The organism is Pseudomonas sp. LAMO17WK12:I1 (assembly GCF_900177315.1).
Taxonomy (GTDB): Bacteria; Pseudomonadota; Gammaproteobacteria; order Pseudomonadales; family Pseudomonadaceae; genus Aquipseudomonas; species Aquipseudomonas marginalis.
In genome coordinates this window covers 116,573-131,234 of record NZ_FWZV01000018.1, presented here as the reverse complement: position 1 = coordinate 131,234, position 14,662 = coordinate 116,573, and the positions used below count along the sequence as shown (strand labels likewise).

Sequence of the window (14,662 nt, the reverse complement as noted above, 5' to 3'; positions counted from 1 at the left end):
TACCGCCGGCGCGGTGTCGCTGTAGTCGGCCCACGCCTCGGTGCGATCGATGGCCAGCGTCTGCATGCCGTCGGGAATCGGCAGTTGCGGCAACGCACTGGAATGGGTCAGCAGCAGTTGCGCGCGGCTGTCCTGCATCATGTACAGCAGGCGATCACGCGGGTACTCGATATCCAGCGGCACGTAGACGCCGCCGGCTTTCATCACCGCGAGGAACGCCACCAGGCTCTCGGCACTGCGCGGCATGGCAATCGCCACCCGTACTTCGGGGCCGATGCCACGGGCGAGCAGGGCATGGGCCAGGCGGTTGGCCTGGCGGTCCAGCTCGCCATAACTCAGGGTTTGCGCATCGAACTTGACCGCCACCGCAGTGGGGTTTTCCTCGGCGCGGTCGGCAACCATTTCGTGTACCAGACGCTCGGCCGAGAAGCCGGCGTCGGTCTGGTTCCACAGCTGCAGGATGTGTCGTTGCTCATCCTGGCCCAGCAGGTTGAGTTGGCTGATGGGTTGCTGTTGGTCGGCAACCATCGCCTGCAACAGGTTCTGCCAGTGGTCGGCCATACGCTCGATGGTCGCTGGGGCAAACAGATCGGTGGCGTAGCTCAGGGAGGCACGCAGGGTCGCCTGGCTTTCCTCCACGTCCAGTGCCAGGTCGAACTGGGCCACGCCTTCATCCCAGCTCAGCACTTCGACGTCCAGTTCGGTGAGGCGTTGCAGGTGATTGGCTGCCGAGGTCACGCGATGGTTGAACATCACCTGGAACAGTGGGCTCAGGCTCATGCTGCGCTCGGGCTGCAGCGCTTCGACCAGCTGCTCGAACGGCAGGTCCTGGTGGGCCTGGGCTTCGAGGGAACGTTGGCGTACCTGTTGCAGCAGTTGCACAACGCTCATCTGCCCGTGGATATCGGCCTTGAGCACCTGGGTATTGACGAAGAAACCGATCAGCCCCTCGGTTTCCAGGCGATTGCGGTTGGCGATCGGCACCCCGACACGCACGTCTTCCTGGCCGCTGTAGCGGTGCAGCAACGCCTGGTAGGACGCCAGCAGCACCATCGGCAACGTCACTCCGGCGCTCTGCGCCAGGCGACGCAAACCGGCCAGCAGCTGCGGTTGCAACTCGATGCCCAGGCGAGCGCCGCGATGGCTTTGCACGGCCGGGCGCAGGTAGTCGAAAGGCAATTCCAGCACAGGCTGCACACCGCCCAACTGCTCATGCCAGTAGGCCAGTTGACGGGCCTTCTCTCCCGCCTCCATCCATTGGCGCTGCCACACGGCATAGTCGGCGTACTGGATCGGCAAGGCCGGCAGGGCTGGCGTCTGCCCGTGGCTGAAGGCGGCGTACAGTTGCACCAGCTCCTCGACCATCAGTTGCATCGACCAGCCATCGGAGACGATATGGTGCTGCACCAGCACCAGCACATGTTCGTCCTCGGCCAGGCGCAGCAACCGGGCCCGCAGCAACGGCCCGCGCAGCAGGTCGAATGGCTGCGCAACGACGTCAGCCACCCGTGCCTTGAGGCCGGCTTCATCGGTGTCGACCAAATCGATTTCAATCAGGCCCGAGTCTTCAATCACTTGGACCGTACCGGCGGCGTCCTGGCGCAAATGGGTGCGCAGGCTTTCATGGCGTGCCAGCAAGGTGTCGAAGCTGCGTTGCAGCGCCGCCAGGTCCAACGGGCCTGTCAAACGCAGGGCGCTGGGGATGTGGTACGCGGCGCTTTCGGGGTCGAGTTGCCAGAGGAACCATTGACGTTCCTGGGCATACGACAGCGGCAACGGCTGGCTGCGATCGGCCTTGAGCAGCGCCGGCGCGAGCACGCCCTCCTCACCCAGGGCCATCACGAAGTCACCCAGCAACGGGTGTTCGAACAGGGTCTTGAGCGCCACTTCCAGCGCCAGTGCCTGGCGCACCCGCGATACCACCCGCGTGGCCAGCAGCGAATGCCCGCCCAGCTCGAAGAAATGGTCGTCAAGACCGACCTGGGGCACGCCCAGCACCTCGGCCCAGATCGCCGCGACCTGTTGTTCGCGCGGGGTGACGGCGGCCACATGGCTCTTCAGCAACAGGCGGGTATCGACCTTGGGCAAGGCCTTGCGGTCGAGCTTGCCGTTGGGGGTCAAGGGCAGGCTGTCGAGGAACATCAGGTGCGCCGGCACCATGTAGTCCGGCAGGCGCTCACGCAATGCCGCTGTGTAGGCTTGCGCCGGCTGTGCCGCAGACGTCACCAGGTAGGCGATCAAGCGGTCGTTGTCGGCCAGCACCACGGCTTCGCGAACGCCTTCATGCTCGCGCAGGCAAGCTTCGATTTCGCCCAGTTCGATACGGAAGCCGCGTACCTTGACCTGATGGTCGACCCGGCCGATGTACTCCACCACGCCGTCGGCACGGTAGCGTGCCAGGTCGCCGGTGCGGTACAGGCGCTCGCCCGGCGCGCCGTACGGGTTGGGCACGAAACGTTCGGCGGTGAGGGCTGGCCGCGCGTGGTAGCCGCGTGCCAGGCCGACGCCGCCGATCAGCAGTTCGCCGGCCGCACCCACCGGGCATGGACTGAGTCCGGCATTGAGGATGAACAACGCGGTGTTGGCGATCGGGCGCCCGACCAAAGGTTGCGCCTCCAGCAGGCGATGGGCCGCCGACCAAATGGTGGTTTCGGTGGGACCATAGAGGTTCCATACCGGGCCTTGCAGGTCGAGCATGCGCTGGGCCAGATCGGCCGGCAGCGCTTCGCCGCCGCACAGGCACTTGATACCGCGCAGCACGTCGGCACGTGGGCTTTCCAGCAGCATGCGCCAGGTGGACGGCGTGGCTTGCAGTACGCTGGCGGATTGGGCGGTGACCAGATCGATTATCGCCTCCGGGTCGAGCGCCAGTTCCTGACCGCTCAGCAGCACCGTGGCGCCGACTGTCAGCGGCACGTATAGCTCCAGGGCAAAGATGTCGAACGAGAACGTCGTCAGCGACAGCACCCGCGCCTGCGCGCCGATGTCCAGGGTGCCGACCATGCCGCAGGTAAAGCTGCACAGCGCCTGGTGCGGCACCATCACGCCCTTGGGCTTGCCGGTGGAGCCGGAGGTGTAGATCACATAGGCCAGGTGTTGTGGCGTGACGCTGACCTGCGGGTTGTGTTCGTCACCGCCGGCGTCCTCGACCAAAAGCACCTGCAGGCCTTGCGGTTGCACCAGGCGCCCAATCAGCGGCGACTGAGTCAGCAGCACCTGGGCGCGGCTGTCTTCGAGCATGAAGGCCAGGCGCTCCGCCGGGAATTGCGGGTCCAGCGGCACATAGGCGCCACCGGCCTTGAGGGTCGCAAGCAGGCCGACCACCATGTGCAGGGAACGCTCCACATGCACCGCCACCCGCACGTCCGGGCCGACGCCCGCCGCGATCAGGCGATGGGCCAGGCGGTTGGCGCGGCGGTTGAGTTCGCTGTAGCTCACGGCCTCGCCATTAAATTGCAGCGCGATGGCGTGCGGCTGTGTCAGGGCTTGTGCTTCGAACAACTGGTGGACACAGCGCTCGCGTGGGTAGTCGACGCTCGTGTGGTTCCAGTCTTCGACCATCTGCTGCCATTGCGATGGGCTGAGCATCGCCAGTTCGTCCAGGGCCTGGGAGGCATCGTTGACCACTGCGCGCAGCAGGTTCTGCCAGTGCACGGCCAGGCGCTCCAGGGTGGCGGCGTCGAACAGGTCGGTGGCGTAGGTCAGGGATGCCCAAAGGCCGTCGACGGACTCCTCGGTTTCCAGATTGAGGTCGAACTGGGTCGTGTGACCGGCCCAATCCACCGGCTGCAGAGCCAGGCCAGGCAGTTGCACCGGGCCGGCGCGCAGGTTGTCCTGGTGATTGAACATCACCTGGAACAACGGGTTATGGCTGAGGCTGCGTTCCGGTTGCAGCGCTTCTACCAGTTGTTCGAACGGCAAGTCCTGATGGGCCTGGGCTTCCAGGGCACGTTGCTTGACCTGGGCCAGCAACTGCTCGAAGGCCATCTGCCCGTGCAGGTCGGCCTTGAGCACCTGGGTGTTGACGAAGAAGCCAACCAGACGCTCGGTTTCCAGGCGATTGCGGTTGGCGATCGGCACCCCGACACGGATCTCGGCCTGGCCGCTGTAGCGGTGCAGCAACGTCTGGAACGACGCCAGCAGAAGCATGAACAAAGTCACGTCCTGGCGCTGGGCAAGTGCCTTGAGCTCGGCCACCAGGGCGTTGTCCAGATGTACCCGCCGACGCGCACCGCGATGGCTTTGCACCGCCGGGCGCGGGTGGTCCAGGGGCAGTTCCAGCACCGCGTGTTCGGTGCCCAGGCGTGCACGCCAGTAATCGAGTTGGCGTTGTTTCTCCCCGGCCGCCATCCAATCGCGCTGCCACACGGCATAGTCGGCGTACTGGATCGGTAAGGCCGGCAACGGCGCCTGGCCTTGATACAGCGCCAGCAGTTCGTCGACCATCACTTGCATCGACCAGCCGTCGGAGATGATGTGGTGCTGGGTGATCACCAGCACATGGTGCGCGGCCGTGATCTCCAGCAGCATGACGCGCATCAGCGGACCGTTGAGCAGGTCGAACGGGCGTTGGATCTCTTGCGCGACCGCCTGCTCGATGGCCGAGTCTTGCACCTGCTGGCGTTGGATCACCATCGCCAGGTTGGGCTGGATGACCTGCCAGGTGTGCTCAGCCTCTTCCACGAAGGTGGTACGCAGCGGTTCATGACGCTGCACCAGGGCCTGGAACGCGTGCTCCAGTGCCGGGATATCCAGCTCACCGCGCAGGTGCAATGCGGTCGGTACGTGGTAGGCGGTGCTGCAGGGATCCAGTTGCCAAAGGAACCATTGGCGTTCCTGGGCGAAGGACAGTGCCAACGGCCGGTCGCGCCCCAGCGCCACCATCGAGCTGGCAGTGCCGGCCTGCAACCCTGCGCAGGCCGCCGCGAACGCTTCCAGCGTCGGCTGCTCGAACAACGCTCGCAACGGCACGTCCAGCTTGAGGTCGTGACGCACGCGGGAGATCACCTGAGTGGCCAGCAACGAATGGCCACCGCGTTCGAAGAAATGGTCATCGAGCCCCACCTGCTCGACGTGCAACACCGTTTGCCAGATCGCCGCCAATTGCATGTGCAGCGGGCTTTGCGGAGCGCGGTAGGCGTGTCGCGCCTGGCTCAGGTCCGGCAGCGGCAGTGCGCGGCGGTCAAGCTTGCCGTTGTTGTTCAACGGCAGGGCATCGAGCACCAGCCAATGCCCCGGCACCATGTAATCCGGCAAGGACTGGCGCAAGACCGCCGCCAGCGCCTGGGTATCCAGTGATTGGCCGTGGGCCGCGACAACGTACGCGACCAACTGCGTACCGGTGGCACTCGGCTGCGCAACGACGGCAGCTTCGCGCACCCACGGCAGGGCTTGCAGACTGGCCTCGATTTCGCCCATTTCGATACGGAACCCGCGGATCTTCACCTGATGGTCGATACGCCCCACGTACTCCAAGGCGCCCGCCTCGTTGTAACGGGCCAGGTCGCCACTGCGGTAGAGTCGCGCACCGGGAACCGTCGAAAACGGATCCGGGAGGAAGCGCTCGGCGGTCAACGCCGGGCGGTCGAAGTAACGCTGGGCCAGGCCGAACTCGGCACCGATGCACAGCTCGCCGACGCCATCGGTGGCCAACAGCTCGAAACCGCTGTCGAGTACATACAGCGAGCGACCATCGCTCGCCCGGCCAATCGGCACACCGAACGCATCACTGGCATCCGCCAGTTGGCACTCATGCACGCTGGACACCACGGTGGCCTCTGTCGGCCCGTAGGTGTTGACCAGGCGCACGCCGCCCAGGCCGGCCGCGTGCCAGGCGCGCAGCCCTTCCACCGACATGGCCTCGCCGCCCACATGCACCTGGCGCAGGTTACCCAGGGCGCGACCATCGGCCGCGCACTCCTTGGCCAACAGGTACCAGTAGGCCGCCGGCAAGTCAGCCAGGGTCACGCCCTGCTCGACGATTTCCCGTGCCAGTTGCCCGGCATCCCACAGTTCATCGCCACGCATGATCAGCGCGGCGCCCACACACAGCGGCGGGTAGCACTGTTCGACAAAGCCGTCGAAACTGAAGGTCGCGAACTGCAGCACGCGGTCCTCTGCACACAGTTGGCTGTAGACCTCGGCGCTGTCGCAGAATTGGCCGAGGGCCGCATGGTCGATGGCCACGCCCTTGGGTTGGCCGGTGGAGCCCGAGGTGTAGATTACGTACGCCAGATCGGCAGCGGCAGCGTGGGTGAGTGGGTTGCTGACAGGGTAGCCGGCCAGCTCGGTACCGGAGACGGTGAAGTCCAGACGGGCCAGCCCTTGCGGCAGCGGCAGGTCGGCCAGCAACCCGGCTTCGCTGAGCAACAGGTCCAGGCGGCTGTCCGCCAGCATGTAGGCCAGGCGGTCGGCGGGATAGTTCGGGTCCAGGGGCACATAGGCCGCACCGCTTTTGAGCACGGCCAGCAGGCTGACGATCAGTTGCGGGCCGCGCCGCGACGCCAGGCCCACGCGCTGGCCCGGGCCCGCGCCCAGTTCCAGCAGGCGATGGGAGAGCCGGTTGGCATGGGCATTGAGCTGGGCATAGCTCAAGCGCGCTTCGCCAGCCTGTACCGCCAGCGCGTCCGGTGTGGCAGCAGCCTGGGCCGCAATGCGTTCGTGCACGCGCAGCTGGCGTTGGGCAGCGCCCGGCGACTGGCTCAGGGCAAGCACGTCGCGCTGTGCGGTGGCGTCAAGCAATTGCAGGTTGCCAAGGGGCGCCTGGGCATCCGCGAGCAACTGCACCAGCAGGTGGTGCAGGTTGGCGCTCAAGCGTGCGACCTGTTCAGCGCTGAACCGCGCCCGGTCGTAACTGAACTCCAGGCGCAGGCTGGCCCCCAACTCAATGCCCAAGGTCAAAGGGTAATGGGTGCGTTCATGGTTGTGAATATGGCCAAACGCCAGGCCTGCGGGTGCGCCCTGCTTCAGGGCCTCGGCCACAGGGAAGTTTTCGAACACCAGCAAAGTGTCGAACAATGCGCCCTGCTGGCCGGCCCAGCCTTGTATGTCGTACAGCGGCACATGCTCGTGGTCACGCAGGCTGAGATTCAGGGTTTGCAACTCGTTGAGCCATTGGGCGGCCGGTTGGGCTGGCGAAGGCGTACTGACGATAGGCAGCGTGTTGATGAACAGGCCCAGTTGCTGCTCGATCCCCGGCAGCGGTGCCGAACGCCCGGCGACAGTCGCGCCAAAGGCCACGCAATCCTGACCGGTGTAGCGCTGCAGCAACAGGCTCCACGCTCCTTGCAGCACCGTATTGAGAGTGATTTTCTGGCGACGGGCGAACTCGCCGAGGGCCTGTGTGAACTCGCCCTCAAGGATCAATTGATGCTCAGCCGTGCCCAGGCCATCGACCGGCGCGCGCAGCGCTTGCGCGAGCAAGGTGGGTGTTTGCAACGGCGCCAGGGCGGCTTTCCAGAACGTCTCACCCGACGCTTGCTGTTGCAGCCAGCCGAGGTAATCGCGGAACTGCCCCAGCGGCGCGGGCAAGGCCTGGCCGGCATAGTGGGCGATGACTTCACCCAGCAACTGGGCGTTACTCCAACCGTCCATGAGGATGTGGTGGCTGGTGAAGATCAGATGCCAGGCGTTACCGGCGCCCCGCACCAGCATCAGGCGAAACAGCGGCGCAGCATTAAGCGCGAAGCCCTTCTCGCGTTCAGCCTCGGCAAGCGCATCGAAGTCGGCATCGATGTCTTCGATCACGTGCAACTGCACGTCGACCTGACGCTGGATGACTTGATGGGCACTGTCCAGGCCCAGCCAGTGGAAGCTGCTGCGCAGAATGTCATGGCGGTCCAGTGCCGCCTGCCAGGCGCGGCCGAACGCCAGCAGGTCGAGGCCGTCGATATCCACGCGCAACTGGTTGATGTACGCCTGGGCTTCTGGCGCGTAGAGGGTATGGAACAACATGCCCTGCTGCATCGGCGACAGCGGATAAAGGTCGGCAATCGCCGGCCCCGCCACGGGCAACGCGTCCAGTTGCTGTTGGGTCAAGCACGCCAGTGGGAAGTCCGAAGGGGTAACCTGCCCTGCCGGGGTGGCTCGGCAATGCTCGATCAAGGCCTTGAGCTCTGCCGCGTAGTCATCCGCCAACTGCTGCACAGTCGACACCTCGAACATCTCGCGACTGAACCCCCATTGCAGCGCCAGCTCACCGCCGTACACCTGCCCTTCCACCGTCAGCCAATTGGCCAACGGTGCCTCGGCATCCTGGGCCTGGCCGCTGCCCTGGGTAGACGGTACAAACAACGCGGATTCGTTGAACTGGCGGTCGAACTGGCCCAGGTAGTTGAAGGTAATGCGTGGCGCGGCCAGGTTCGCCAGGGCTTCGCGGGCCGCAGGCGGGCCGAGGTAGCGCAGCAGACCGTAGCCGATGCCTTTGGCGGGCACGGCGCGCAGCTGCTCCTTGACCGACTTGATCGCGGCCGACAGCTCGCCGTCGGCTTGCAAGCGTACCGGGAACAGGCTGGTGAACCAGCCCACGGTGCGGGTCAGGTCGACACTGTCGAACAGGTCTTCGCGGCCATGGCCTTCCAGCTGGATCAGTGCGGCGGCCTGGCCGCTCCAACGGCTGACCACCCGCGCCAGGGCGGTGAGCAACAGGTCGTTGACCTGAGTACGGTAGGCCGCTGGCGCGTCCTGGAGCAGTTGACGGGTGTGTTCGGCGTCAAGGCGTATTTCGAGCTTGCTGCCCACGCGGTTTTGCAGGCCGCCCTGGAGGTTGTCGCACGGCAAGTCCGCGTCCGCCGTCTGCGCCTGCCAGTACACCAACTGGTGGTCCAGCGTAAGGGCATGGGCTTGCAACTGTTCGGCCCACAGCTGGTAGGCGCTGGTCTTGGTCGGCAACGCTGCCTGGCGGTAAGCCTGTTGCAGGTCTTCCAGGACGATGCGCCAGGACACGCCATCGACCGCCAGGTGATGGATCACCAGCAGCAGGCGCTGGCTGCCATCGGCCATGCTCACCAACGCGGCACGCAGCAGCGGGCCTTGCGCCAGGTCGAGGCTGCGCTGGGCCTCATCGCACAGCGCCGACAGCTCATCGTCGCTGCTGGCTTGTGCTTGCCACAGGCCCGGCGCGGTGACCGGCGCGGCATAGGCTTGCTGCCAGGTGTCGGCCTGTTGCACAAAACGCAGGCGCAAGGCGTCGTGATGGTTGATCACCTGGGTCAGGGCGGCTTCCAGGCGCGCCGGTTCCAAGCGCTCGCGCGGGGTCAACAACAACGATTGGTTCCAGTGGTGACGCGCGGGGATCGCCTGGGCGAAAAAGCCTTGCTGCACCGGGGTGAGGATCACCTCGCCGCGGGCGGGACCTTGGTCGATCACGGCGGTGTGCTCGAAGCCGGCCACCAACGCCAGGCTGCGCACGCTCTGGTACTGGAACAGGTCGCGCGGGCTGAGGCGAATCCCCGCCTGACGCGCGCGACTGACCACCTGGATGGAGATGATCGAATCGCCGCCCAGTTCGAAAAAGTTGTCGTCCAGGCCCACCTGCTCGACGCCGAGCACATCGCTCCAGATCGCCGCCAGGGCTTTTTGCAGGTCGTCTTGCGGCGCGATATAGGCCTGTTGTGGTGTTGCATCCGGTAACGGCAGGGCCTTGCGGTCGAGCTTGCCGTTGGCGGTCACCGGCAGCTTGGCCAGGGGCACCATATGGGTCGGTACCATGTATTCCGGCAGGCTGCCGAGCAGCCAGGCCTTGAGGTCGGTGGGCGTCTCGCCCTCCAGCACCAGGTAGGCCACCAGTTGTTTGCCGCCGTGTACCAGCACCACCGCCTCACGCACCGCCGGGTGTTGCATCAGGCGTGTCTCGATTTCACCCAATTCGATGCGCAAGCCGCGCAGCTTGACTTGGTGGTCGAGACGGCCAAGGTATTCGATCACACCGTCGTCACGCTGGCGCACCCGGTCGCCGGTACGGTACAGGCGCGCGCCGTCACCAAAGGGGCTGGGCACAAAACGTTCGGCGGTCAGCGCCGGACGGCGGTGGTAGCTGCGCGCCAGGCCGGTACCGCCCAGGTACAGCTCGCCGGCCACGCCGGCAGGCACCGGGTTGAGCTGCGCATCGAGCACGTAGGTGCCGAGGTTGGCAATCGGACGGCCGATGGGCACGGCGTCACGGCCTTCGTCGATGCAGGTCCAGTGGGTCACGTCGATGGCCGCTTCCGTCGGACCATAGAGGTTGAACAAACCGGCCTGGGGCAGCTTGGCGAACACCTGCAGTTGCGCGTCCAGGGGCAAGGCTTCGCCGCTGCAGACAATGCGCTTGAGGCTTATGCAGGCCTGCACGCCCGGCTCATGGATAAACGCCTGGAGCATGGACGGCACGAAGTGCAAGGTGGTGATCCCGTGCTCGCCGATGGTCTCGATCAGGCGCGCCGGCTCGCGGTGTTCGCCAGGGGCGGCGACCACCAGGCGGGCGCCGGTCATCAGCGGCCAGAAGAACTCCCACACCGAAACATCAAAGCTGAACGGGGTTTTCTGCAGCACCGCGTCACTGGCATCCAGGCCGTAGGCCTGCTGCATCCAGCACAGGCGGTTGACCAGTGCGCGATGGCTGTTGCCGGCGCCCTTGGGCTTGCCGGTGGAACCGGAGGTGTAGATCACATAGGCCAGGTTCAGCGCGTGGATGTCGACGGCGGGCGCTGCGACGCTGTAAGCGTCGAGCCAGCCGGGCGCCTGGTCGAGGCGCATCACCCGAATGCCTTCGACAGGCAGCAGTGGCAGCAGGCTGTGCTGGCTGAGCAGCAGCTGGATGCCGCTGTCTTCGATCATGTAGGCCAGGCGTTCCTGGGGATATTCGGGATCGAGGGGGACGTAGGCGCCGCCGGCCTTGAGCACGGCCAGCAGGCCGATGACCATCTCGATGGAACGCTCAACGCAGATACCCACCAGCGCATCAGGACCGACCCCGTGGTCGCGCAAGGCATGGGCCAGCTGGTTGGCACGGGCGTCGAGTTGCGCGTAGGTCAGCGTGGTCGCGCCGAACACCAGCGCCGGCGCATCCGGCGTGCGCTGTACCTGGTCTTCGATCAGGTGATGAATGCCACGTTCGGTGGGATACGCTTGTGCGGTCTGGTTCCAGGCGTGCACCTGCCTCTGTTGCTCATCGACGGCCAGCATCGGCAACTCGCCGATGCGCTGTTCGCCATCGGCCACCATGGCCTGCAACAGGCTGATCCAGTGGCGTGCCATCCGCGCGATGGACGGCGCGTCGAACAGGTCATTGGCGTAGGTCAGCGCAGCGTGCAGGGTGCCGGACTTTTCATAGGTGTCGAGGGTCAGGTCGAACTGGGTGGTGCGGCCTTGCCACTCCACCAGGGCCAGTTCCAGGCCGGAGGCGGTGCTGACCGAAGCGATGTCGGCCACCACCGGCTGATGGTTGTACATCACCTGGAACAGCGGCGTATGGCTGAGGCTGCGCTCGACCTTCAGGGCTTCCACCAGGCGCTCGAAGGGCAATTCCTGGTGCGCCTGGGCGCCAAGGGCATGCTCCTTGATACCTTGCAGCAACTCGGCGACCCGGGTTTGCCCGCTCAGCTCAGTGCGCAGGACTTGTGTGTTGACGAAGAAGCCGATCAACCCTTCGACTTCCGTACGGTTGCGGTTGGCGATAGGCACCCCGACGCGGATATCGCCCTGGCCGGTGTAGCGATGCAGCAACACATTGAAGGCGCCGAGCAGCAGCATGAACAGGGTGGCGTTGTGCTGTTGCGCGCAGGTGCGCAACTGCGCGGCCAGCGCCGGCTCAATCGCGAAGGTGTGGCGGGTGCCCTGATAGCTGGGCATGGCCGGGCGCGGGCGGTCCGTCGGCAGTTCCAGCACCGGGTGCTCGTCGCCCAGGCGCGCCTGCCAGTAGTCCAATTGACGAGCCTGCTCCCCGGCTTCCAGCCAGCGGCGCTGCCACAGGGCGTAGTCGCTGTACTGGATCGGCAGCGCCGGCAATGGCGGCGCTTCGTTGCGCTCATGGGCGTCGTAGAAACGAATGAACTCGTCGATCAACACGTTCATCGACCAGCCATCGGAGACGATATGGTGCAGGGTCAGCAGCAGCACGTGTTCCTCGGCATCGAGCCTGAGCAGTTGCACACGCAGCAGCGGGCCGTGTTCCAGGTCGAACGGCAGCAGCGATTGGCGGGTGGCCGCATCGTTGACGGCGTGTTCGCGTTCGGCCGCGGCCAACGCCGTCAGGTCCAGTTGCTCAATGGCCAGCGACGGCTGTACGGCCACCTGCATCAGGCGCTCATCGGCCTGGCGCTGGAACACCGTGCGCAGGGTTTCGTGCCGGTCCACCAGGCTGGCAAACGCCTGCTCCATGGCGCCCAGGTTCAGCGCACCCTTGAGGCGCACCGCGCCCGGCAGGTTGTAGGCGCCACTGCTCGGGTCCAGTTGCCAGAGAAACCACATGCGCTGTTGCGCATAGGACAGCGCCTGGCGGTCCTCTGCCTCCACGCCGGCCGGAATCGGAAACCGCGAAAAATCCACCCCTTCTTTCTGCAGTGCCTGCAGGAACAGCTGGCGCTTTTCCAGGGGCAACCCGATAAACCGGCGAGCAAGTTTCAAGGAGTCTTCAGCATTCATTTGTTGGAGTCCGGAGCAATAGGCAGGAAGCACAAAGGCACGTCGTCCCTATAAAACGAACCGGACAGGGAAAAATTAGCGGGGGATGGGAGGCGTAGAGCGAGCTGTCATCAGGGGTTACATCAATCCTCGGGAAAGACCCACGAACCCCAGCTAGCATTGACGAATACCACTTTTTGCAACTACATTTAGTTACACGCAGGGAACGCCGTGTCCAAAAATGAAAAGCTGCTCGCCAAATTGCTCAACGAGCAGATGGCATTTACCTGGCCAGAGCTCGTCACGCTGCTGCGTCGTCTCGGCTACACACAGATTGAGGGGGCTGGAAGCCGGGTCAAGTTCGACATCGGCGATCCGAGCGCAATGATCACCTTGCACAAGCCTCATCCCGGCAACGAACTGAAACACTACATTCGACGCCAGATCATCGAACAATTGAAATCAGGAGAACTGATTCAGTGAACAACCAACTGAAACACAATGGCTACATCGGCTCTATCGAAGCCAGCCTCGAAGACAATTGCCTGTTCGGCAAGATCCTGTTCATCAAGGCACTGGTGAGTTACGAAGGCAAAACCGTCGCGGAACTGGACGCCGCGTTTCGCGAGGCTGTGGACGACTACCTCGCTACCTGCAAGGCCCTTGGGCAAACACCGGAGAAGCCGTGCAAAGGCTCTTTCAACGTGCGGGTCGGCCACGATCTTCATCTTGCCGCCGCCCTTGAAGCGACACGTAAAAAGGTGACCCTGAACGACCTGACGCGCCAGGCGCTGAACGAATTCCTGCAACACCACCGAGGGGATTCCTGCCCCGTGACTGGCTGACGTTTCATTGCCAGGATGACGCTCAACCCAACCGCCGATACCCCAACACCGCTGACCCCATCACCACCGCCCCCGCCGCCAGCGCCACCCAGAACCCGCTGGCGGCGCCAAAATGGTCGATCATCCAGCCGGAGCTGGCGGCACCGATGGCCACGCCGATGCTCAGGCCGGTGATCAGCCAGGTCATGCCCTCGGTCAGGCGGCTCGCGGGCACGCTCTTTTCCACCAGGGCCATGGACACGATCAGGGTCGGGGCAAAGAACAGTCCGGAAATGAAGATGGCTACTGCCAGGCCCGGAATGTGGGTGACCAGCAGCAACGGCAAGGTGGTCAACGCCGTGGCCGCGCCGCAGAACAGGAACTGCCGGGGCAGCGGCGCCTTGAGTTTTAGGGTGCCAAAGGCCAACCCCGCCAGGCACGAGCCGATGGCGTACACCGAGAGCACGATGCTTGCAGCCGCCGGCTGGCCCTGGTGCTGGGCAAAGGCCACGCTGACCACATCCACCACGCCCACGATCACCCCCATGGCCAGCAGCAGGATCATCAGGATCAGCACCGACGGTGAGGCGATCAGCCAGCCCCGATGGTGAGCGTGGTGTTCATGTACCGGAGGTTCGGTCGCGCGTTGCAGCACAAACGTGGTAACCCCAACCGCCAGCAGCAACGCGGCCACCAGAGGCCCGGCTTCGGGGAACAGCACCACGCTCAAGCCCACCGAAATCGGTGGGCCGATGATGAAGCACACCTCATCCAGCACCGATTCCAGGGCAAAGGCGGTTTGCAGCCTGGGCTGGCCGCGGTACAGCTCGGTCCAGCGCGCCCGCACCATGGCGGACATATTCGGCATGCAGCCCGCCAGGGCAGCAAACAGGAACAGCGTCCAGGTCGGCGCCTGCAACCGCGTGCACAGCAACAGCAGCAACAGCGCCCCGCCGCCGATCAAGGCGGCAATCGGCAGCACCCGGCCCTGGCTGTACCGGTCCACCAACCGTGACACCTGCGGCGCGCAAAACGCTGTGGCCAGGGCGAACACCGCCGCCACCGAACCGGCCAGGCCATAGCCCCCGTGCACCTGGGAAAGCATGGTGATCAAGCCAATACCGGCCATGGACACCGGCATGCGTGCCAGCATGCCGGCCAATACGAAGGCCCGCGAGCCGGGAACCTGGAACAACTCGGCGTAAGGGTTTGCCATCCTGCTCAACCTCTTCCTGATG

Annotated in this window: 4 protein-coding genes; 2 read left to right on the top strand and 2 right to left on the bottom strand. The window is 65.0% G+C overall.

The window, feature by feature from the left end:
* A partial coding sequence (locus tag B9N88_RS28615; RefSeq protein WP_085205432.1) for a non-ribosomal peptide synthetase occupies positions 1-12,621 on the bottom strand: 12,621 nt, incomplete at its 3' end.
* Between the two features lie 210 nt (positions 12,622-12,831).
* Here B9N88_RS28615 and B9N88_RS28610 point away from each other — a divergent pair.
* Positions 12,832-13,083 carry a type II toxin-antitoxin system HicA family toxin gene (locus tag B9N88_RS28610; protein ID WP_027607491.1) on the top strand — a complete coding sequence of 84 codons (252 nt, stop codon included), beginning with the start codon at positions 12,832-12,834 and terminating at the stop codon, positions 13,081-13,083.
* Complete coding sequence (locus tag B9N88_RS28605) at positions 13,080-13,445, top strand: type II toxin-antitoxin system HicB family antitoxin (protein ID WP_027607492.1); 366 nt, start codon at positions 13,080-13,082, stop codon at positions 13,443-13,445. The genes B9N88_RS28610 and B9N88_RS28605 overlap by 4 nt, the downstream gene beginning before the upstream one ends.
* 22 nt (positions 13,446-13,467) lie before the next feature.
* On the opposite strand, the gene B9N88_RS28600 is transcribed toward B9N88_RS28605, so the two are convergent.
* Positions 13,468-14,640, bottom strand: coding sequence for an MFS transporter (locus B9N88_RS28600; protein WP_027607493.1), 1,173 nt, complete (start codon positions 14,638-14,640; stop codon positions 13,468-13,470).
* Positions 14,641-14,662: the final 22 nt, after the last annotated feature.

What these genes read in the sequence shown, in the direction of transcription:
- B9N88_RS28600 (WP_027607493.1), bottom strand. Translation starts at nt 14,640, where the DNA reads ATGGCAAACCCTTACGCCGAGTTGTTCCAGGTTCCCGGCTCGCGGGCC.